This window comes from Aeromicrobium sp. WCS2018Hpa-31, from assembly GCF_031843905.1.
GTDB lineage: Bacteria > Actinomycetota > Actinomycetes > Propionibacteriales > Nocardioidaceae > Aeromicrobium.
Map to the genome: position 1 here is coordinate 46636 of NZ_JAVTJF010000010.1, position 20617 is coordinate 67252.

Annotated in this window: 21 protein-coding genes; 15 read left to right on the top strand and 6 right to left on the bottom strand. The window is 71.9% G+C overall.

Annotation, left to right across the window (positions count from 1 at the left end; all coding sequences use genetic code 11):
• The first annotated feature begins 35 nt into the window (after positions 1-35).
• The 3 genes from kynU to RQG84_RS13845 are packed head-to-tail and all read left to right on the top strand — an operon-like array spanning position 36 to position 3763.
• Positions 36-1247 carry a kynureninase gene (gene kynU, locus RQG84_RS13835; protein WP_311210463.1) on the top strand — a complete coding sequence of 404 codons (1212 nt, stop codon included), beginning with the start codon at positions 36-38 and terminating at the stop codon, positions 1245-1247.
• A 9-nt stretch (positions 1248-1256) separates the two neighbouring features.
• On the top strand, positions 1257-2000 hold the full coding sequence (dapB, locus tag RQG84_RS13840; RefSeq protein ID WP_311210464.1) for a 4-hydroxy-tetrahydrodipicolinate reductase: 744 nt from the start codon (positions 1257-1259) through the stop codon (positions 1998-2000).
• A gap of 56 nt (positions 2001-2056) precedes the next feature.
• Positions 2057-3763: a glycosyltransferase family A protein gene (locus RQG84_RS13845; RefSeq protein ID WP_311210465.1), complete on the top strand. Its 1707-nt coding sequence runs from the start codon at positions 2057-2059 to the stop codon at positions 3761-3763.
• A gap of 7 nt (positions 3764-3770) precedes the next feature.
• Here RQG84_RS13845 and RQG84_RS13850 read toward each other — a convergent pair whose 3' ends face one another.
• The 4 genes from RQG84_RS13850 to RQG84_RS13865 are packed head-to-tail and all read right to left on the bottom strand — an operon-like array spanning position 3771 to position 5783.
• Positions 3771-4070 carry an AzlD domain-containing protein gene (locus tag RQG84_RS13850; protein ID WP_311210466.1) on the bottom strand — a complete coding sequence of 100 codons (300 nt, stop codon included), beginning with the start codon at positions 4068-4070 and terminating at the stop codon, positions 3771-3773.
• Positions 4067-4774 (bottom strand): AzlC family ABC transporter permease, encoded by a 708-nt coding sequence (locus tag RQG84_RS13855; RefSeq protein WP_311210467.1) that lies wholly within the window; start codon positions 4772-4774, stop codon positions 4067-4069. The genes RQG84_RS13850 and RQG84_RS13855 overlap by 4 nt, the downstream gene beginning before the upstream one ends.
• Positions 4771-5289 carry a GNAT family N-acetyltransferase gene (locus RQG84_RS13860; RefSeq protein WP_311210468.1) on the bottom strand — a complete coding sequence of 173 codons (519 nt, stop codon included), beginning with the start codon at positions 5287-5289 and terminating at the stop codon, positions 4771-4773. The genes RQG84_RS13855 and RQG84_RS13860 overlap by 4 nt, the downstream gene beginning before the upstream one ends.
• The gene (locus RQG84_RS13865; RefSeq protein ID WP_311210469.1) at positions 5283-5783 is read right to left on the bottom strand and encodes a hypothetical protein; all 501 of its coding nucleotides are present in this window, start codon (positions 5781-5783) and stop codon (positions 5283-5285) included. The genes RQG84_RS13860 and RQG84_RS13865 overlap by 7 nt, the downstream gene beginning before the upstream one ends.
• Before the next feature lie 51 nt (positions 5784-5834).
• Between RQG84_RS13865 and RQG84_RS13870 the strand changes: the two genes are divergently transcribed.
• Positions 5835-6647 carry a thymidylate synthase gene (locus RQG84_RS13870; RefSeq protein WP_311210470.1) on the top strand — a complete coding sequence of 271 codons (813 nt, stop codon included), beginning with the start codon at positions 5835-5837 and terminating at the stop codon, positions 6645-6647.
• A gap of 8 nt (positions 6648-6655) precedes the next feature.
• Positions 6656-7159, top strand: coding sequence for a dihydrofolate reductase (locus RQG84_RS13875; RefSeq protein WP_056576951.1), 504 nt, complete (start codon positions 6656-6658; stop codon positions 7157-7159).
• A 25-nt stretch (positions 7160-7184) separates the two neighbouring features.
• Here RQG84_RS13875 and RQG84_RS13880 read toward each other — a convergent pair whose 3' ends face one another.
• On the bottom strand, positions 7185-10160 hold the full coding sequence (locus RQG84_RS13880; RefSeq protein WP_311210471.1) for an EAL domain-containing protein: 2976 nt from the start codon (positions 10158-10160) through the stop codon (positions 7185-7187).
• Between the two features lie 100 nt (positions 10161-10260).
• Between RQG84_RS13880 and RQG84_RS13885 the strand changes: the two genes are divergently transcribed.
• Both RQG84_RS13885 and RQG84_RS13890 read left to right on the top strand, forming a co-directional pair.
• Complete coding sequence (locus tag RQG84_RS13885) at positions 10261-10695, top strand: MarR family winged helix-turn-helix transcriptional regulator (RefSeq protein WP_311210472.1); 435 nt, start codon at positions 10261-10263, stop codon at positions 10693-10695.
• Positions 10692-11165: a DUF2306 domain-containing protein gene (locus RQG84_RS13890; protein ID WP_311210473.1), complete on the top strand. Its 474-nt coding sequence runs from the start codon at positions 10692-10694 to the stop codon at positions 11163-11165. Before RQG84_RS13885 ends, RQG84_RS13890 begins: the two co-directional genes overlap by 4 nt.
• A 55-nt stretch (positions 11166-11220) precedes the next feature.
• Here the strand turns inward: RQG84_RS13890 and RQG84_RS13895 are convergent, their stop codons facing one another.
• Positions 11221-12027 carry a thioesterase family protein gene (locus RQG84_RS13895; RefSeq protein ID WP_056554222.1) on the bottom strand — a complete coding sequence of 269 codons (807 nt, stop codon included), beginning with the start codon at positions 12025-12027 and terminating at the stop codon, positions 11221-11223.
• Between the two features lie 162 nt (positions 12028-12189).
• Here RQG84_RS13895 and dapA point away from each other — a divergent pair, with 162 nt between their 5' ends.
• From dapA to RQG84_RS13935, 8 genes are all read left to right on the top strand, one after another.
• Positions 12190-13107: a 4-hydroxy-tetrahydrodipicolinate synthase gene (gene dapA, locus RQG84_RS13900; protein WP_311210474.1), complete on the top strand. Its 918-nt coding sequence runs from the start codon at positions 12190-12192 to the stop codon at positions 13105-13107.
• A gap of 21 nt (positions 13108-13128) precedes the next feature.
• Positions 13129-14808, top strand: coding sequence for a ribonuclease J (locus tag RQG84_RS13905; protein ID WP_396135320.1), 1680 nt, complete (start codon positions 13129-13131; stop codon positions 14806-14808).
• 209 nt (positions 14809-15017) lie between these two features.
• A complete protein-coding gene (locus RQG84_RS13910; protein ID WP_311210476.1) occupies positions 15018-15716 on the top strand; it encodes a hypothetical protein in 699 nt (232 codons plus the stop codon).
• Between the two features lie 337 nt (positions 15717-16053).
• The gene (locus RQG84_RS13915; RefSeq protein WP_311210477.1) at positions 16054-18558 is read left to right on the top strand and encodes a DNA translocase FtsK; all 2505 of its coding nucleotides are present in this window, start codon (positions 16054-16056) and stop codon (positions 18556-18558) included.
• A gap of 8 nt (positions 18559-18566) precedes the next feature.
• Positions 18567-19046: a hypothetical protein gene (locus RQG84_RS13920; protein WP_311210478.1), complete on the top strand. Its 480-nt coding sequence runs from the start codon at positions 18567-18569 to the stop codon at positions 19044-19046.
• 29 nt (positions 19047-19075) lie between these two features.
• Positions 19076-19714, top strand: a complete 639-nt coding sequence (pgsA, locus tag RQG84_RS13925) for a CDP-diacylglycerol--glycerol-3-phosphate 3-phosphatidyltransferase (RefSeq protein WP_311210479.1) — start codon at positions 19076-19078, stop codon at positions 19712-19714.
• Positions 19715-19724: 10 nt separating this feature from the next.
• Positions 19725-20237, top strand: coding sequence for a nicotinamide-nucleotide amidohydrolase family protein (locus RQG84_RS13930; RefSeq protein ID WP_311210480.1), 513 nt, complete (start codon positions 19725-19727; stop codon positions 20235-20237).
• A 62-nt stretch (positions 20238-20299) separates the two neighbouring features.
• Complete coding sequence (locus tag RQG84_RS13935; RefSeq protein WP_396135321.1) at positions 20300-20587, top strand: helix-turn-helix domain-containing protein; 288 nt, start codon at positions 20300-20302, stop codon at positions 20585-20587.
• Positions 20588-20617 lie beyond the last annotated feature (30 nt).

A 20617-nucleotide genomic window follows, 5' to 3' on the forward strand; every position in this document is an offset into this window, starting at 1 on the left:
GGGGTCACGGCCCTCGGCGTGAGACGATCCGCGAGATGACCGACTTCCGTGAGCGCGCCGCCGCGCTCGATGCTGCCGACCCGCTGGCCGTGTACCGCCAGCAGTTCGTGCTCGACGCCGACATGGTGGCCTACCTCGACGGCAACTCGTTGGGTCGGCTGCCGCTGCGCACGCGAGAGCGCCTCGCCTCGTTCGTGCGCGACGAGTGGGGCAGCCGTCTGATCCGTGGCTGGTCGGAGGGCTGGACCGAGCTGCCGGTCGAGGTAGGCGACGAGGTGGGCGCCCTCGTGGGTGCCGCACCCGGTCAGACGGTGGTGGCCGACTCGACGTCGATCTGCATCGCGAAGGCCCTGCACGCCGCGGCGTCGATCGTGCCCGGACGCAGCCGGATCGTCGTCGACGCCGGCGACTTCCCGACCGACCGCTACCTGGCGTCGCACGTGGCGGCGGCCCGCGGCATGGAGCTGGTCACGATCGAGCGTGACGCCGAGGGCGACCTGACCGATTCGTTGGACGCCGTGCTCGACGAGCGCACGGCCGTCGTGCTGCTGAGCCACGTCGACTACCGCTCCGGCGCCCTGCTGGACCTGGCCGCGCTCACCGACCGGGTGCACGCGGCCGGCGCCCTGGTCGTGTGGGACCTGTGCCACTCGGTCGGGGTGGTGCCCACCGCGCTCGACGCCGCGGGCGTGGACCTCGCGGTCGGATGCACCTACAAGTACCTCAACGGTGGACCGGGCTCACCGGCGTTCCTGTACGCGGCGGCTCGCCACCTCCCCGTGCTCGAGCAGCCGCTGCCGGGCTGGTGGAGCGCCGACGACCTCTTCGCCATGGCCGACGACTACCGCCCCGCCGTGGACGCACGTCGGTTGCTGTCGGGGACGCCGAACGTCGCCGGCCTGCTGGCGGTGCGCGAGGGTGCGGCCATGGCCGCCGAGGCGGGCGTGGAGGCAGTGCGGGTCAAGTCGGTGCTGCTCACGACCTTCGCGATCGACGCGCTCGACGTGCTGGCCGCCGACGGCAGTCCGGTCGAGGTGGTCACACCGCGTGACGCGGCACGTCGCGGTGGTCACGTGACCGTGCGGGTCCCCGACGCGCGCGCCGTCACGGCAGCGCTGGTGGACCGTGGCGTGGTGCCCGACTTCCGCGAGCCCGACCTGGTGAGACTCGGGCTCGCCCCGCTCACCACGTCGTTCGCGGAGCTGCACGCCGGGCTCGTGGTGCTGCGCGACGTGCTCGCTCGATAGCCTGAGGTCATGACTCGTGTAGCCGTGCTGGGCGCCCGTGGGCGCATGGGTTCGACCTCCGTCGAGGCGCTCGACGCCGCCGACGGGATCGAGGTCGTCGCCCAGGTCGACGTCGGCGACTCCATCGACCTGGTGGGGGAGTCCGGAGCCGAGGTGGCCCTCGTCTTCACCACGCCCGACGTCGCGCTCGACCAGGTCCTGTGGTGCATCGAGCGCGGGGTGCACGTGGTCGTGGGAACCTCCGGCTTCGACGGCGAACGGCTGCGAGCCGTGCGCACGGCGGTCCACGAGCGCACCGGGGTCTCGGTCCTCGTGGTGCCGAACTTCTCGATCGGAGCCGTGCTGCTCATGCGGTTCGCCGCCACGGCCGCGCCCTTCTTCGAGTCCGTCGAGGTGATCGAGATGCACCACCCCGCGAAGGTCGACGCCCCCTCGGGGACGGCCGTCCGCACGGCCGAGCTGATCGCGGCCGCCCGCGCCGAGGCCGGTTCGCCGCCGGTCCCCGACGCCACCACCACCGACCCCGACGGTGCTCGGGGTGCCCAGGTCGACGGGATCACGGTGCACGCCGTGCGCTCGCGCGGCTTCGTCGCGTCCCAGGAGGTGCTCCTGGGCGGCGAGGGGGAGATCCTGAGCCTGCGGCACGACTCGTCCACGCGGGAGTCGTTCATGCCCGGCGTGGTGGCGGCCGTGCGTCACGTGGCCGACCGGTCGGGTGTCACCGTCGGTCTCGACTCCGTCCTGGGCCTGTGACCCGGTCCTGGGCCAGCGTCCGTACCCTCCAGCAGGCCACCCGGTGGCGCGGAGCCGTGCGTGAGGCCCTTCGTCGAGAGGTCGAGGCCGGTGACGTCGACGCCGCATGGATGGTCACGCTCCTCGATCTGTCGATGCCCTCGGTGCCCGAGGACCTCGACCGTGGACGCCGCCGCTTCGCGTCACTGCTCGACCAGCACGGCCCCGAGGACCTTCCGGCGTCGAAGGTGATCCGGGCACGCGTCGTCGGTGCCATGGCCGAGGTCTGGTGGAACGAAGGCCGCTTCGACGAGGTCGCCGACCTGCTCGACCTGTTTCCCGGCGACGGTGACGTGGCGGAGCTCGCCGGTCGCCATCTCAACGAGCGCCATCCGGCGGTCCGCGGCGCGGAGGCGGGGGAGTCGTGGCTCGATGCGGTCAACGATGTCTACTTCCCCGGCGCATGGGCTCTCGTGCTCGACGACCCTGCGAGCCCGCGCATCGACGCGCTCTCCTCGCCCGCCGACTCGTACGACGACGGTCCACTCGTCAGTGTGGTGATGACCAGCTGGGCCACGGATCCCGTCGCGCTGGAGACGGCCGTGCGGTCCGTCCTGCAGCAGTCCCACCGCCACCTCGAGCTCCTCGTGGTCGACGACGCGACACCGTCCGGACCCGTGCGGTTGCCGGCCGCCCTGCGCGACGACCCGCGGGTGCGGACTATCGAGCTGCAGGAGAACGGCGGCACCTACCGGGCGCGCAACGTCGGAGTGGCCCAGGCTCGGGGAGAGCTCGTCGCCTTCGCCGACAGCGATGACTGGAGCCATCCCCGCCGCATCGCCCGCCAGGTCGCACTGATGGCGGAGGACCCGGCCCGCCAAGTGGTGGTCGCGGAGGCAGTGTTCGCACGGGAGGACCTCTCGGTCCGCGACGGGTACGCAGCCCAGAAGGTGGCCGGAGGCCTGTCGATGATCCGCCGGGGGGCGTGGGAGCAACTCGGAGGGTTCGACGAGGTGCGCCGCGCGGCCGATAGCGAGCTTGTCGTCCGGGCGGAGCTGCTCGGAGCTGGAGCCGTCCTGCGTGACGCCGAACAGCCTGTCGGCGTCGTTCGCCGGGGCCGCCCGTCACTCACCGACGGAGACTTCGTGAACGGTTGGCTGCACCCCGATCGTGCAGCATATCGCGAGGGTTGGCGTCATTGGCATGGCGAGATCGCCCACGGTCGGGAGTCCATCCGGCTCGACCCGGGAGGTCCGCGCCGCTTCCCCGCGCCGGCCCGGTTCCTGGCCGAGAGTCTGCCCGCTGCGCGCCTGATGGTGCTGCTGGACCTCGCTCGACCGGACGAGGCGCACGTGGAGCGTCTGCGGGCCGAGGTGACGGCACCGTCCGCAGACGGTGCCGTCGTGGTCGTCTCGACCTTTCCGATGAAGCTGGGGGAGGCGTGGGATTCCGAGGTCGCCGCGCTGGCCTACGACCGTTCGATCCGGGTCGTGCAGCTCGACGACGAGATCGACGTGGCCACGGTGCTCGTCCTCGCGCCGTGGCACCTGCAGGTGGTGCCCGCGGTGCCGTGTCGAGTGCGAGCCCGGAACGTCCGTGTGGAGCCCGGGATCGGACTGCGGCACGACGAGGAGGACGCTTGGCGGTCCATGGTGCTTGAGCCCGGTCAGGTGGTGCACGGCTACGACCTGGCGCGTGCCTCGACGGTGCTTCGTGACCTGTTCGGTGTGGAGCCAGAGGTGGCCACCCCGCACCGGCACCGGTGGTGGTCGGGCTTGCGCTGACGACGGATCAGCGCAGGACGGCCGCGACGAGAGCGGCGCCCAGCACCACGGGCAGGAACGGCACGCGCAGCACCAGCAGGACCGCCGCCACGACGAGGGCGGCCAGCCGCGCGTCGACGGTGACACGCTGTCCGTCGGCCAGCACCTGCACGGCCACCAGGGCACCGAGAAGAGCCACCGGGATCAGGTCGACGGCACGTCGGGTGGCCGGGTGCTCGAGGACCCGCTCCGGCACCGAGAGCCCGGCGAGCTTCAGGGCGTAGCAGCCGACGCACGTGAGCACGATGCCCAGCCAGGTGGCGCTCACGACGCGGGCCGTCCGAGCCGGTCACGCAGCAGCAGACCTGCCACGACGGCCACCGCGCCGCCGGCGATGATCGGCACGCCGGCGGGGGAGAGCGGCACCAGGCCCAGGGCCACCCCGGCGCCGACCAGCGCGACGACCCGGGGGAGTGTTCCGGACAGGCGTGGCCAGAGCAGGGCCAGGAACGCCGCGCCGACCGCGGCGTCGAGCCCGTAGGTGCGGGGGTCGCCGATCGCGGTGCCCGCGAGCGCTCCGGCGAGGGTCGACAGGTTCCACAGCAGGTAGATCGAGGCGCCGGTCCACCAGAACCCGAGCCTGCCGAGGACGTGGTCGCGCTGGGCGACGGCGACGGCCGTCGACTCGTCGATCACGAGGTGCGCGCCCAGGGCCCTCCGCGCCCCGGTGAGACGCAGGATCGAGGCGAGGCTGAGACCGTAGAACAGGTTGCGCGTGCCCAGCAGCACGGACGTGAGGGCACCGGTCAGCGGAGCGCCGCCGGCCGCCACCACGCCGATGAAGGCGAACTGGGAGGCGCCGGTGAAGGCCACGAGGGACAGCACGCACGTCTGGAGGACGCTGAGTCCCGACGCGGTGCCCAGGGCGCCGAACGAGACGCCGTAGAGGCCGGTGGCCACGCCGACCCCCAGGGAGTCGGCCACGACTCGGCGACGTGCGGCACTGGGCGGGTCGGGGGAGCGGTCGCTCACTCCTCGACCAACGAGGTGACGAGTCGCACCTGCTTCACGGTGTGGGCGCCGGTCTCGTCGGCGAGCTCGCGGTGGGCCCCGTCGGCGGCCCACCCGGTGCCGACCACGAAGGCTCGCAGGGCGTCGTCGGTCGTGGGCAACCACCACCGGGCCCGCTCGAAGCCGTCGGCGCGCAACGTGTCCATGGCGGCCTGGAGCAGCCGCGAGCCGTGACCCTCGCCGCGGTGACCGGGGTCGACCAGCAGCTCGCCGACCTCGCCGTCGGCGACCTGGTCGGCGTCGGGGTCGTGGCAGGGGTGCACGAAGGCCACCCCGCGGAGCGTGGCCTGTTCGAGCGCGACGAGCACCCGGGCGCGAGCGTCCGGCGGAGTCGTGAGGAGTGCGTGCCACGCCGGGGCGACGTCGACGGTGGTCATGTCCCCGAAGGCGTCACGCCAGGCGGCCTGCTGGACGGTCGCGATCGCCGCCACGTCGTCGGGCCAGGCGAGCCGGACGCTCACGTCGGCGGTCACCACGACCGGAAGCTCTCGACGAGTCGTGTCTCGGCGCCATCGGCCTCGAGCATCGCGGCGGTCATGGTCAGGTTGCGCAGGCCGGGCCACGTCTCGAAGCCCAGCAGGAACAGGCCCGGGACCCCGGCGAGCAGGATCGGCCAGCCGCCCCAGGTACCCACGAACGAGACGAGGATCGCCAGCAGCACGGATGCCTCGCAGAACATCAGCTTGCGCACCGTCTGCGCGGCGTAGATGCCGATCGCGCGGCGCTCGAGGTCGTCGGGGTCGTCGTCGGGATCGAGCGGGGAGGCCTGCAGCCAGACCCGTTCGGAGAGCACGGCGGCGACCACGACCACCAGCAGCAGCGCCGCCAGCAGCCACCACGGCGGAAGATCGGCGTCGGTGCCGCCGAGGGCCAGGAAGATCAGCGTCATGAAGCCTGCGGTCAGACCGATCTGCAGGAGGGCGAAGCGGCGGACCTCCTGCGGGGAGGCCTCGTACTCGGCGAGGGGCACGACCAGAGTTTCGCACAGGACCTGTCGGCGTCGGCGGGTATCCTCCGGAGCATGCAGGCCTACCTCGACCTCGTCCGCCGGATCCTCGACGAGGGCGTCGAGAAGGGCGACCGCACCGGCACCGGCACGCGCAGCGTGTTCGGGCACCAGATGCGCTTCGACCTCGCCGCCGGATTCCCGCTGGTCACCACCAAGAAGGTGCACCTCAAGTCGGTCGTGGGCGAGCTCCTCTGGTTCGTCTCGGGCGACACCAACACCCGTTGGCTCCGCGAGAACGGCATCACCATCTGGGACGAGTGGGCCGACGAGAACGGCGACCTGGGGCCGGTCTACGGCCACCAGTGGCGCTCGTGGCCGACGCCGGACGGTCAGACGATCGACCAGCTGGTCGGTGTCATCGAGTCGCTCAAGGCCGATCCCGACTCCCGTCGCCACATCGTCAGCGCCTGGAACGTCGCCGACCTGCCCGCCATGGCGCTCGCGCCCTGCCACGCCTTCTTCCAGTTCTACGTCGCACCGGCCGACGACGGGGGCCCGGGCCGCCTGTCGTGCCAGCTGTACCAGCGGTCGGCCGACGTCTTCCTCGGCGTGCCGTTCAACATCGCGTCCTACGCGCTGCTCACGCACATGGTCGCGCAGGTCGCCGGGCTGCGGGTGGGCGACTTCGTCCACACCTTCGGCGACGCGCACCTGTACCTCAACCACCTCGACCAGGCCCGCCTGCAGCTCGAGCGCGAGCCGCGCCCCCTTCCCGAGCTGTGGCTGGACCCGTCGGTCACGAGCATCGATGGGTTCACGCTGGACTCCGTCAAGGTCACCGGGTACGACCCCCACCCGGGCATCAAGGCACCGATCGCCGTCTGAGCACACGCATGACTACTGCCACCACCACGCTCGTCGTCGCGATGGGCGCCAACCGGGTGATCGGGGTCGACGGCGCCCTGCCCTGGCGGCTCCCCGAGGACCTCGCCCACTTCAAGCAGCTCACGCTCGGCCACCCGATGGTGATGGGGCGGGCCACGTACGAGTCCATCGGTCGGCCGCTGCCGGGCCGCACCACCATCGTCGTCACCCGCGACCCGCGGTGGAGCGCCGAGGGTGTCGAGGTGGCGCACTCCCTCGACGAGGCGCTCGACCGTGCCCGATCCCTCGACGACGAGGTGTTCCTGGTCGGTGGGGCCCAGGTCTACGCCGCGGCGCTCGAACGCGACCTGGTCGACGTCCTGGTCGTCACCCGCGTGGCCGCGGCGCCGGACGGTGACACGTACTTCCCGCGGATCGACTGGGAGCGCTGGCACGAGGCGGGCCGGGTCCCGCACGTCGGACCGGAGCCCGAGCGGGTGCCGTTCGACATCGTCACCTACGTGCGCGCCTGACCCGGCGCGCCGTCGGCCCCGGTCCTCAGTCGAGGTAGGTCGCCACGAAGTCGTCGTGGTGGACCGGTCGGCCGATCACGTACCCCTGGGCGAAGTCGACGCCCTCGGCGCGCGCCACGTCGAGGACGGCGCCCTCGGCCACGAACTCCGCGACCGTCTCCTTGCCGAGCGCCTTCGCCATGGCCACCACCGAGCGCAGGATCGTCCGGTCGACGCCGTTGCGGTGCGAGTCGGCCACGAACTCGCCGTCGATCTTGAGCAGGTCGAAGTCGAGGTGCTTGAGGTAGGAGAGGGACCCGAAACCGGCCCCGAAGTCGTCGAGCGCCAACCGGCACCCCGTCGCCGCGACCCGGCGGGCGAAGTCGCGGGCGTTCTCGAGGTCGGCGACGGCCGCGGTCTCGGTGATCTCGAGGACGAGTGACCGCGGAGGGAAGGCACCCGAGGTGGCTGCCGAGACGATCATCCGTTCCAGCTCGGGATCGCCGATCGTCAGCCCGGACACGTTCACCTCGAGCACGAAGCCAGGCCGTGCCCGCTGCAGGTCGGTCAGGATCGGCAGCGCATGGGCCAGGACCCAGCGGTCGACTGCCGCGATGAGACCCGTACGTTCCGCGATGTAGAGGAATCGGCCGGGCATGACGAGCGTGCCGTCGTCGTCCCGCAGACGCAGCAAGACCTCGGCGCCGGTGATCCGTCCCGACGCGACGTGCTGGATCGGCTGGAGGTGGAGCTCGAAGCCGTCGTGCTCGAGCGCGTGCTCCAGGCGTTCGCGCCACCGCAGGCGTGCGCCCAGCCGGGGCACGTCGTGCTGGGTGTCGAGCGTGGCCACGCCGTCGCGACCGGCGTCCTTGGCGTCGTACATCAGCATGTCGACGGTGGCGAGGGCGTCGCCGCCTGACAGGTCGCCGACGTCGACGATCGGCAGGACGCCCACGCTCGCCGTGACGCGGCGCCGCACTCCGTCGAGCGTGGATGCGTGATCGCGGACACGGTCGACGAGCCGGTGCGCAAGAGCGACCGACTCCTCGGGGGTGGCCATGGGTAGAAGCACCCCGAACTCGTCGCCACCGAGCCGCGACACGATGTCCGCGTCTGCGAGCTCGCGGCGCAGCATCGCGGCGACCGAGGTGATCAGCTCGTCACCGGCGCGGTGCCCGAGCGTGTCGTTGATCTCCTTGAAGTGGTCGAGGTCGAGCAGGAGCAGTGCACCGCGTGGTCCGGTGCGACGGCAGGCATCCATGTGAAGGTCGAGGTCGCGGTCGAAGCGGCGACGGTTGACGAGGCCGGTGAGGGCGTCGTGGTCGGCCATGTGGGTGAGCTGCTGCTCGTAGCGGTACCGGTCCGACACGTCGACGACGTTGACGATGATGCCCGCTCCCGTCGCGCCGTCGACCGTCCGGAGCCGGGCGAGCGACAGCGCGAGGTGGACCATGCGCTCGTCCGCCGTCTCGAGGGTCCATGACGTGGTCGCGAGGCGCGCCGGGCTCTCGTCGAGGTCGGCGAGGAGCCGTCGGGTGGCCTCCGGGTCGGGGGAGAGGTCGACCAGACTCTGGCCGATTGGCGAGCGGAGCGGGTCGGGCAGCATCCGCTCGAGTGCGCCGTTCACCTCGCGGACCACACCGTCGGAGTCGAGCACGGCGATGCCGTGAGGCGCGTCCAGGAAGAGGTGCTCGGCTCGGTCGCGGGCCCGGGCGATCTCGCGCTCACGCCGGCGCTCGGCGCTCACGTCGCGGGCCACGATGAGGGCGCGCGGTCCGTCCACCGTGGCCAGCGGCGTGACGACCACGTGGTGCTCGTCCCCGGTGCGTGTCGCCGCGAGGTCCTCCTCCGTCGTGGTGCCTGCGATGGCGAGCGGGACGGTGCGGCTCCAGACCGCCATGTTGGCCGGCCCCGAGACCGCGTCGAGCGGCTCGCCGACCTTGTCCTCGACGCCCTGTCGCATGGCGCCGGCACCCGCGACGAGCTCGATGGTGAGCCCGGCGTCGACGACCACGACGGTGGCCTCCGGCAGCTGGTCCATCACGACGCGCCACCGGGCCTCGGCAGCAGCGAGTCGCCGCTGGTCCGTCACGGCGGCGGTGGCATCGATGGCGACGTGCAGGTAGCCGACCAGCGTGCCGTCGTCCCGTCGGAGCTCGGTGACGGCGAGCCGGACGAAGATCTGCCCGCCGTCGGCGCGGCGATAGCTCCACACGCGGCTGGGGGCGTCCTCGGCGGCGAGCTGGGCGAGGACTCGGTCTGGGGCGGTTCCTCCGGCCGCTGCCGCGGCAGCGAGCTCGGCGGGGTCGTGAAGCGACGAGACGTGCAGGCGGTCCACCACCTCGACGGCGCGGTAGCCAAGGAGGTGCTCGGCCCCCACGCCGAACGAGGTGATCAGTCCGTCGAGGTCGGTCGCGATCATGCTGCTCAGACGTGCTGCCCCCAGCAGGCCGCGGGCCTCGGCCGCCGCCTGCTGGTGCTGTCGTCGCTCGATGCCCAGACGTCGGACGACGTCCTGGATGGCTGGGCCGATGAGCAGGGCGACGCCCGTCCAGATGAGGGCCATCCGCCAGCCGCTCACGGGGTAGCGCGGAGCGCCCACGGTGATCACCGGGACAACGAAGACCAAGATCGTGGCACCGGCGGCGAGCCAGAGGTCCCTGCGACGGCCGAACAGGGCCAACCACAGGACCGGCAGGGCGACGAGCCCACCACCGCCGCCCACGGCGCCGCCGCTGACCTCGCGCGCGGCGGCGATCACCACGAAGAAGAACAGCGGGGCACCGGGATCGGCCCAGGTGCGTACCGGCGACGTGAGGCTGCGAGCGAGGATCGCGAGCGTGACGGCGAACAGGGCCAGGACGTGCCAGGGCTGCACGAACGTCGTCGTCTGGGGGTGCGGCGGCACCAAGAGGCCGACCAGCCCCAGCGTGCCCACCGCCACGAACGACAGCGCGGTGCGCGGACTGGGTCGGTCCTCGGCGGTGGACGTCTGGGGTGTCGTCCGCGCCGCGATCGTCATGGCTCAGGGTAGGACCGCCCCGGGGTCATGGGGCAGGGTCGTAGACCGTCGACGCCCTCACTCATTGACCTAGGTAACTTACCCTGTGCATCATGGTCGGGTGACCTACGACCCGACGCAACCGGCCTATCGGCTGCACACTCTCGTGTCGGCCCTCGACGCCGCGGCCGATCGCATGCTCGGCGAGTCGTTCGACATCAGCTATGGCCGGTTCCTGACCTTGGTCACGATCCAGGCGCTCGGCGCGCCCACGCAGGTCGAGCTCGCCGGAGCCCGTGGCGTCTCCGCACCCGCGGCCAGTCGGATGGTGCAGTCGCTGGTCGAGGCGGGGCTCGTCACCGCGACCCGGACGGACGGGGCGGGCAATCGTCGAGTCGTGCAGCTCACCGACGCGGGATCCACGCTCGTCGCCGACGGGGGACGGCTGCTGGAGTCCTCGTTCGAGCAGCTCCTGGCCGCGACCACCGTCACCGCCGACCAGGTGCGCTCGGTCACCGACCCCCTGCTCGCCCTCCTGAAGCCGGAGCTGTCATGACCCCCCTGATCGCCACCCATGCCTTCGCCGCCGTCGTCGCGCTCCTGGTCGGGGCGTGGCAGCTCTTCTGGGGCCCGCGCGGCACCCAGGGTCATCGCGTGGCCGGGCGGGTGTGGGTCGTCGCGCTGATGTTCGTGGCCGCCTCGTCGTTCTGGATCCAGGAGATCCGGCCCGGGCACTTCAGTGCCCTGCACGCGCTCTCGGTGGTCACGCTGGTCACGGTTCCGCTCGGAATCCTCGGCGCACGGCAAGGTCGTATCCGCGACCACCGGTCGGCCATGACGGGCAACTGGATCGGGCTGGTGGGTGCCGGCATCGCCGCGGCGGCGGTGCCGGACCGCGCGATCCCGCAGCTCGTGGTGCACGACGCCGTCACCGCAGGTGTGGCGGGTCTGGCCGTCCTGGCGACCGCGGCCGCGGTCATCGGCGTCGGGCGCGTCGTCGACGCCGCCGTCGTGCCCCAGCCCTGACAACCAGCCCTGACAACCAGCCCTGAGGGCCACGCCGGAGGCGTGGGCCCGAAGGTCAGGACAGGACGGCGAGCTGGCGGCTCTGTGCCACGAGACGGCCCTGGTCGTCCCAGAGCTCGACGTCCTCGTCGTGGTAGCCGTGCACCACGTGGCGGGTCGTCACGTGCATCAGTGCCCACGCCGTCTCGGGGCGGCGGCGCAGGTGCACCGTCAGCTGGACGGTGGCGGAGGCCAGGAGTCCCAGCTCGGCCGTGACGGGCGGGTAGCCGTCGACGATGGCGGCGGCCGCGACGGCGTCGATCGGTCGACCGTCCTTCGGTCGGACCCACACGCTCGCCTCGGGATCGCCGCTCGGCTCGCCACGCAGCCAGCCGGGGACCTCGGGCAGACGGACCTCGTACCGGTCGACGATCGGGACCGCCCCGGACGGCACGTACCCGGAGACGTCGACGCCGTCGTCGGGCCCGCCGACGGGGGGTGCGCCGTGCGGCGTGTGCTCGGCCGAGCCGGCGGCGTCCCAGTCGTGCAGGGAGATGACCGCGTGCGCGACGGTGGCGCCGTTCTGCAGGAGCACTGCCTGGTGGACCGACACGCGTCGACCGACGCGCAACGTGGTCACCTCCACCGCGGCATCGCCCGGCGTCGGCGGCTTGAAGTAGCTCACCGAGACGGTGAGCAGGTCAGGGTGCGCAGGGGCGGTGGTGGCGGCCTCGTCGAGCGTGGCGCGGGCGAGCACGGCGAGCACGTAGCCGCCGTTGGCCGTCCCGTTGGGGGTGTTCCAGTCCGCGGTGAGGACGAGGTGGCGCAGGCCGTCGTCGCCGGGCGTCGAGGCGATGGCACGGTCGAGCTCGTACGTCGTCATGGGCTGACGGTAGCGACGCGCCCAGACTCGCCCGCACGCGCGGTGCCGTGCGTGGACGTCGCGCGACGAGGCACCTGGACCACCTGATCGACCCGGTCGCATCCTCCTGCGTGCTCAGCGGGCCGGACCGGACGCCGCAGCGTCGAGCGGTAACCTCGGTCCATGACCTCCCCGCTCGCCAGCGACGCCGCGCCGTTCGGGCGCGTCCTGACCGCCATGGTCACGCCGTTCACGCCCGACGGCGACCTCGACCTCGCTGCGGCGCAGAAGGTGGCGAAGCACCTGGTCGACCACGGCAACGACGGCCTCGTCGTCAGCGGCACCACCGGCGAGTCGCCCACCACCACGGTCGAGGAGGACGGACAGCTGCTGGCCGCCGTCGTCGAGGCCGTCGGTGACCGTGCCTCCGTGGTGGCCGGTGTCGGCACGAACGACACCCGTCACTCCGTGCAGCTGGCGCAGCAGGCCCGCAAGGCCGGCGCCCACGGCCTGCTGGTCGTCACGCCCTACTACTCCAAGCCGCCGCAGTCGGGCATCGTCGCGCACGTCAACACCGTGGCCGAGGCCGGCGAGGACGTCCCGGTGATGCTCTACGACATCCCCGGGCGCAGCGGAGTCATGCTGGCGACCGAGACCTACGTCGAGCTGCGCAAGAACCCGCTCGTGCTGTCGGTCAAGGACGCCGTCGGCGACTTCAACCGCGGTGCGTGGCTCATGCGCGAGACCGGCATCACGATCTACTCCGGCGACGACTCCCTGAACCTCGGCTGGCTCGCGTACGGAGCCTGCGGCATCGTCAGCGTCGTCTCGCACGCCGCGCCCCGTCGTCTCGCCGACCTCGTCGCCGCGGTCGACGCCGGCGACCTCGACGAGGCCCGCGCCATCCAGCGGCAGCTCCTCCCCATCGACCGGGCGATGATGACCGTCACCCAGGGCGTCATCACGGCCAAGGCCGTGCTGCAGATCCTGGGCGTGCTCGACAACCGCACGACCCGCGCGCCCCTGCCCCAGGCCACCGAGGACGAGGTCGCCATGCTGCGCGACGCCCTCGTCGCCTCCCACCTGATCGACCAGACCTGATCGACTGAACGGACGGACTCCTTGAGTCACATGCACACGGAGCTGGGCCCGCCCCCGGCACTGGGCTCGAACACCCTGCGCGTCACCCCGCTCGGCGGACTCGGCGAGATCGGTCGCAACATGACCGTCTTCGAGTTCGGCGGCAAGCTGCTGATCGTCGACTGCGGGGTGCTGTTCCCCGAGGAGCACCACCCGGGCGTCGACCTGATCCTGCCCGACTTCGGCCCCATCCGGGACCGGCTCGACGACGTGGTCGCCGTCGTGCTGACCCACGGCCACGAGGACCACATCGGCGGTGTGCCGTACCTGCTGCGCGAGCGCGGGAACATCCCCGTGGTCGGCTCGAAGCTGACGTTGGCCCTCGTCGAGCCGAAGCTGCGCGAGCACCGGCTGCGCGACGTGCCGCAGCACGTGGTGGCCGAGAACGAGACGCTGCACCTGGGGCCGTTCGAGCTCGAGTTCGTGGCCGTCAACCACTCGATCCCCGACGCCCTCGCCGTCGCGGTCAAGACGCCCGCGGGCGTGGCGCTGCACACGGGCGACTTCAAGATGGACCAGCTGCCGCTCGACGGCCGCATCACCGACCTGCGTGCCTTCGCGCGGCTCGGCGAGGCCGGCGTCGACCTCTTCCTCACCGACTCCACCAACGCCGACGTGCCCGGCTTCACGGTCGCGGAGCGCAACATCACCCCGGCGATCGACGCCGTGTTCGCCTCGAGCACGCAGCGGGTCATCGTGGCCTCGTTCGCCTCGCACATCCACCGCGTGCAGCAGGTGCTCGACGCCGCCGCCAAGCACGGGCGCAAGGTGGCGTACGTCGGTCGGTCGATGGTGCGCAACATGCAGATCGCCCGCGACCTCGGCTACCTGCACGTGCCCGACGGTGTCGTCGTCGACCGGATCGACGCCGCGCCGCCGGAGCAGATGGTGCTCATGTCGACCGGCTCGCAGGGCGAGCCGATGGCCGCGCTGTCGCGCATCGCCAACCGCAGCCACCCGCAGGTCAGCCTCGAGCCGGGGGACACGGTGCTGCTGGCGTCGTCGCTCATCCCGGGCAACGAGAACGCCGTGTACCGCGTCATCGACGGGCTCACCAGGCTCGGCGCGCGGGTCGTGCACAAGGGCAACGCGCTCGTGCACGTCTCGGGCCACGCGTCCGCCGGGGAGCTCCTCTACTGCTACAACATCGTCAAGCCCACGAACGTGCTGCCGGTGCACGGCGAGATCCGCCATCTGCACGCCAACGGCGCCCTGGCCACGCAGACCGGTGTGCCGAACGTGCTGCTGGCCGAGGACGGCTACGTCGTGGACCTCGTCGACGGGCACGCGTCGATCGTCGGCGCGGTCGAGTGCGGCTACGTGTACGTGGACGGCTCGTCGGTTGGCGCGATCACCGACAGCGAGCTGAAGGACCGCCGGATCCTGCGTGACGAGGGCTTCATCTCCGTCGTGGTCGTGGTCGACTCGACCAACGGCAAGATCGTGTCCGGCCCCGAGGTGCACGCCCGCGGCCTGGCGGAGGACGACACCGTCTTCGACGAGATCACGCCGAAGATCGTCGACGCCGTGGAGCAGGCGCTGCGCGAGGGCACCCACGACACGCAGCAGCTGCAGCAGGTCGTGCGCCGTGTCCTCGGCTCGTTCGCCGGCCGAAAGCTGCGGCGTCGGCCCATGATCATCCCCATCGTGCTCGAGGCCTGAGCCGTCCGACCCGGTCCGATCGAGGACCTTCGGACTGTTACGCAGGTGAAACCTGTGGGCGGTGGTGCCGAAACACGCGCTGACTAACGTCGTCATCAAGAGTTCGGCGCGGGGCCGAACCGTGGTGGGACACCGGTTGCGGCCGGCAACGTCGTTACGCACGACGGTGCCGGCCGTACGCCGATCTCCCCGCACGAGGGGGTTGGTCAGTGACGTCACGCAGGTCCGACGAGGTGTTGCTCGCCTGCTCCTCCGGACATGCCGATCCGGCCGAACGGGTGGCCCTGCAGGGCCTGGTCAACGCCGTGCGACGCGACGCTCCGTCGGTCGACGTGCGCGACACCCCGGTCGACCTGATGGCCCTCGACGACGCGTGGCCGCCCGTGCGGGTGGCGGTGCCGTTGACGCTGACCGGAGGGACCGCCGTGGCGGCCGCGCTGTCGGCCGCCTCTCGGCACGACCCGTCCCTCGTGGTCGCGCACCCGATCGGCCCGGACTGGACGTTGGCCGAGCTGTGCGTGCAGCGACTGATCGAGGCGGGTGCCCGCAAGGACGACACGATCGTCCTGGGTGTCTCGGGAGCCCATGACGACGCGGCGATCACGGGCTACTCCCGGATGGCGCGGTTGGTCAGCGCCGTGTGGGGAGGGCCGGTGCACATCGGCTCCATCGGTGGGAAGGACACGCCGCTCACCGACGCGGTCGACATCGCGCGGGCCTACGGTCAGCGAGTGGTCGTCTCGTCCTACGTGCTGACCCCGGGTTGCGACGCCGACATGCTGCGCCACTGCGGTGCCGACCTGGTGACGGCGCCCGTGCTCGACGGAGGCCTGCCCGACCGACGGGTCGTCGACCTCGTGCTCGCTCGGTTCCACCAGGCCCTCGGGCTGGGCGTCGCCGCGCTCTGAGGTCGTCCGGCGGCTGCGCTGCCTCCGGTCTTCGCGACGACCTGCGGCTGCACTGCCCGGGCCTCGAGCGGGGCCGCTCTCCGAACGGGCCTCGACCGGGCGGCCGGGAGGGGACCGGCCGGGCTCCCGGGCCGTCCTCGGGCCGTCAAAGGTAGGCGACGCACGTATCCGCGCCGTCAGAGGTAGGAGACGCACCGAAGGACGGTCTCGAAAGGTGCGACACCTACCTCCCACGTGGCGATGCGGTGCGACACCTACCTCTGACGCGCCGGGAATCCCCGCCGGGTCGACGGCGTGGGTGCACGCCGACCCTCGACTTCTGGTTTAGGCTCTCGCCATGGCGACCCGAACGTCTTCCCCGCCGCGCAAGCGGCCGTCCGGCAGCCAGGCCCGCAAGAAGCCTGCCTCCCGCAGCACCGCGAAGCGCAAGCCCGCGGCGCGCAAGCCTGCCCCGAGGCGCACCGGACCCGGTCCCGTGGCCGCGGTGTTCGGCGGGCTCGCCCGTGCCTGCGCAGCCGTCTGGCTGGGCATCGCCGGAGCCGTCGGCGCGGTCGCGCGCAGCATCGGGCACTCCGCGGCCGAGCTGGAGCCCGAGCAGCGCCGTGACGGCGTCGGGTTCGGCATCGTCGCGCTCGCCATCGTCGTGGCCGCCGCCGTCTGGTGGCAGGTCCCCGGTCCGGTGGCCGACGCGGTGCGTGCCGCCACCACGGGCACGGTGGGTCTGCTGGCCTGGGCCGTGCCGATCCTGTTCGCCGTCATCGCCTGGCGCACGCTGCGCCACCCCGACCGCAACGGCCCCGTGGGCCGTCAGGTCATCGGCTGGTCGGCCATCTGCGGTGGCGTGCTCGGCCTCGTGCACCTCGCCCACGGCGTGCCGCGCCCGGAGGACATGACCGAGGTCCGCGACGCCGGGGGAGCGGTCGGGTTCTTGTTCTCCGCCATCCCCATGGACCTGCTGCGCACCGAGTACGTCGTGGCCCCGATCCTCGTGCTCGTCGTCCTCTTCGGTCTGCTCGTCGTCACCGCCACGCCCCTGCACGCCGTGCCCACGCGACTGCAGGAGGCCCGCGATCGTGCCCTCGGACGTCACGTCGAGGACGCCGAGGCGGAGCCGGAGGCGAGCCCGCGCAAGCGTCACCCCCGCACCGTCGCCGACGAGCCGTACGAGAACCCGCTCGTCGACGGTCCCGACGAGGACCGCCAGGTCTCGGCCCGACGTCGCCGCAAGGCCGAGAAGGCCGAGGCCGACGCTGCCGCCGCGGCTGCGAACGCGGCGGAGGTCGACGACGCACCGGAGACCGAGGACACCACCGACGTCGTGCTGCCGCCGATGGAGCCGCTGCCGGCGCGTGCAGAGCAGCTCGCGCTCTCGGGCGACGTCGTCTACTCCCTGCCCGACTCCACGGTCCTGCGCGAGGGCAGCCCGCACAAGGCGCGCTCCGCGGCCTCCGACGAGGTCGTCGAGCGGCTCACCGAGGTCCTCGAGCAGTTCCAGATCGACGCCCAGGTCACCGGCTACACCCGCGGACCGACGGTCACCCGCTACGAGGTCGAGCTCGGACCGGCCGTCAAGGTCGAGAAGGTCACCGCGCTGAGCAAGAACATCTCGTACGCCGTGGCCTCGAACGAGGTCCGCATCCTCAGCCCGATCCCCGGCAAGTCCGCGATCGGCGTCGAGATCCCGAACGTCGACAAGGAGATGGTCTCCCTCGGCGACGTCCTCCGCTCGGCCAAGGCCCGCGGCGACCACCACCCGATGGTCATCGGCCTCGGTAAGGACGTCGAGGGCGGGTTCGTGGTCGCCAACCTCGCCAAGATGCCCCACCTGCTGGTGGCCGGCGCCACCGGCTCCGGCAAGTCGAGCTTCGTCAACTCCATGATCGCGTCGCTGCTGATGCGCTCGACGCCTGACGAGGTGCGGATGATCATGGTCGACCCCAAGCGGGTCGAGCTGACGGCCTACGAGGGCATCCCGCACCTCATCACGCCGATCATCACGAACCCCAAGAAGGCGGCCGAGGCGCTCCAGTGGGTCGTGCGCGAGATGGACCAGCGCTACGACGACCTCGCCAACTTCGGCTTCCGGCACGTCGACGACTTCAACAAGGCGGTGCGCGCCGGCTCCGTGAAGGTGCCCCCGGGCAGCGAGCGCGTGCTCACCCCCTACCCGTACCTCCTGGTCGTCGTCGACGAGCTCGCCGACCTCATGATGGTCGCCCCGCGCGACGTCGAGGACTCGGTCGTGCGCATCACGCAGCTCGCGCGCGCCGCCGGCATCCACCTGGTGCTCGCCACCCAGCGACCCAGCGTCGACGTGGTCACCGGCCTCATCAAGGCCAACGTGCCCAGCCGTCTGGCCTTCGCCACCAGCTCCCTCGCCGACAGCCGCGTGATCCTCGACCAGCCCGGCGCCGAGAAGCTCGTGGGGCAGGGCGACGGACTGTTCCTGCCCATGGGTGCCAACAAGTCGATGCGCATGCAGGGTGCCTGGATCACGGAGGCGGAGATCGCGGAGGTGGTCAAGCACTGCAAGGAGCAGCTGCAGCCGAACTACCGCGACGACGTCACGGCGCCCGCGCAGGCCAAGCGCGACCTCGACGACGACATCGGCGACGACATGGACCTGGTCATCCAGGCGGTCGAGCTCGTGGTCACCACGCAGTTCGGTTCCACGTCGATGCTGCAGCGAAAGCTGCGCGTCGGGTTCGCCAAGGCCGGCCGGCTCATGGACATCATGGAGAGCCGCGGCGTCGTGGGCCCGAGCGAGGGCTCCAAGGCCCGCGACGTGCTGATCAAGCCCGACGACCTCGAGGACGTCCTCGCCTCGATCAGCGTCGGCTGAGCGTGCCCATGGTCGACGAGCGTCCCGACGCGCCAGGATCCGGGGAGGCCGCCTCCGACGAGCCGTTCGAGATCCGTCGACGGATCGCCCTGTTCGCGCTCCTGGGGCTGGCCGCGCTCGGGGTCGCGGCCGGGTTCGCCTGGCTGGCCTGGGACCGGGACGACGTGCTGCTGTGGGTGCCTGCCGCGGTGCTCGCACTGCTGTCGCTCGCGGTGCTGCAAGGCGTCCGCGACGCCCGCACCCCGTTGTTCGTGGCGGACGCCCACGGCGTGAGGATGCGCGACGGTGACGGCTGGGTCGGGCTGCTGTGGAGCGAGATGGCCGACATCCGTGTCGAGCCGCGCGAGGGGCTGCTCGACGCGCGGGTCAAGGTCGTGAGCCCCGACGGCCAGAAGATCTACACCGCCCCGCTGGGCCTCGGCACGACCGTCTCGGCCGAGGAGGCCGAGGTCCAGGTGGCCAGGCGCCGGAGCCCTGCTCCATACTGAAACGTCCGCCCCGCCACCGAGAGGCATGCATGCAGCCGGCCGACGCCAGCCACGATCCGACGCCCGAGCACGCTCCCAGCAACCTGAACATCGCGAACGCCCTCACGGTCCTGCGGATCGTCGGCGTGCCGCTCTTCGGCTGGTTGCTGCTCACGCAGGACGGGTCCGACGTCTCGACGCGGGTCTGGGCGTTCGTGGCCTTCTCGCTGCTGATGATCACCGATCGCATCGACGGTGACCTCGCGCGCAGCCGCAACCTCGTCACCAACTTCGGGAAGCTCGCCGACCCCATCGCCGACAAGGCGCTCACCGGCATGGCGTTCGTCGGCCTGTCGATCATCGGCGTGCTCTGGTGGTGGGTCACGATCGTGCTGCTGGTGCGCGAGTGGGGCATCACGGTCATGCGGTTCGTGGTCAAGAAGTACGGCGTCATGCCGGCGAGCCAGGGCGGGCGCATCAAGACCACGCTCCAGGCGCTCGCGATCGGTGGCTACGTGCTCCCGTTCGAGCTGTGGGACAACACCGCCAGCGACGTGCTGCGGTGGGCGACGCACCTGATCATGGCGGCCGCCCTGGCCATCACGATCGTCACGGCGGTGCAGTACGTGCGCGACGCGATCGTGCTGCGGCGGGACGCGAAGGCGTCGGCCCCGAGCCCAGAGTCGTGAGCCCCGAGTCGTGAGTCCCGGCCCCGACGCCGTCGAGGTCGTGCGCCTGCTCCGTGAGCGCGGCGAGACGATCGCCACCGCCGAGTCGCTCACGGGAGGTCTCCTGTGCGCGGCCCTCGTGGACGTGCCGGGCGCGTCGGACGTGGTCGTCGGCGGTCTCGTCGCCTATGCCACGCAGGTCAAGACGGACGTGCTGGGGGTCGACCCCGACCTGGTGGACGCGCGTGGCACGGTCGATCCCGACGTCGCCGTCGCGATGGCCGCGTCGGTGCACCACCTGCTGGGCTCCGACTGGGGCGTCTCGACCACCGGCGTGGCCGGGCCGGGTCCGAGCGAGGGCAAGTCCGCCGGGACGGTCCACGTCGGCATCGACGGACCGGGGTCCCGGGAGGTGTCGGTGCCGCTCGCGCTGTCGGGCGACCGCGACGAGGTCCGCGCGGCGACGGTCGCTGCGGCGCTGTCGCACCTGGTCGCTAGGCTGGATCCAGAGAGTCGGGAATCACACCCGAGCCCATCGCGTTGACCCTCGCAGGAATGCGGTGATCTCTCACGGAGCACGGCGGACGGAGGTGGACCATGACGGCCATGAGGCAGCTGGTCGGTGAGGTGCTGCGCGCCCGCCGGATGGCCCAGGGGCTCACCCTTCGCGACGTCTCCGCCAAGGCACGGGTCTCCCTCGGGTACATCTCCGAGGTCGAGCGCGGCCAGAAGGAGCCCAGCTCGGAGCTGTTGGCCGCCCTCGCCGCCGCCCTGGAGGTGCCGCTGAGCAAGGTGCTCCTCGACGTCAGCACGTTGCTGGCCATCGAGGAAGCCACCGACCTCGCGAGCGTGTCGTCCATCGCCCCCGGCGAGGTCGAGGTCTCCGCGGCCTGACCCGCCAGCCCCACAGCATGGGACCGGCGA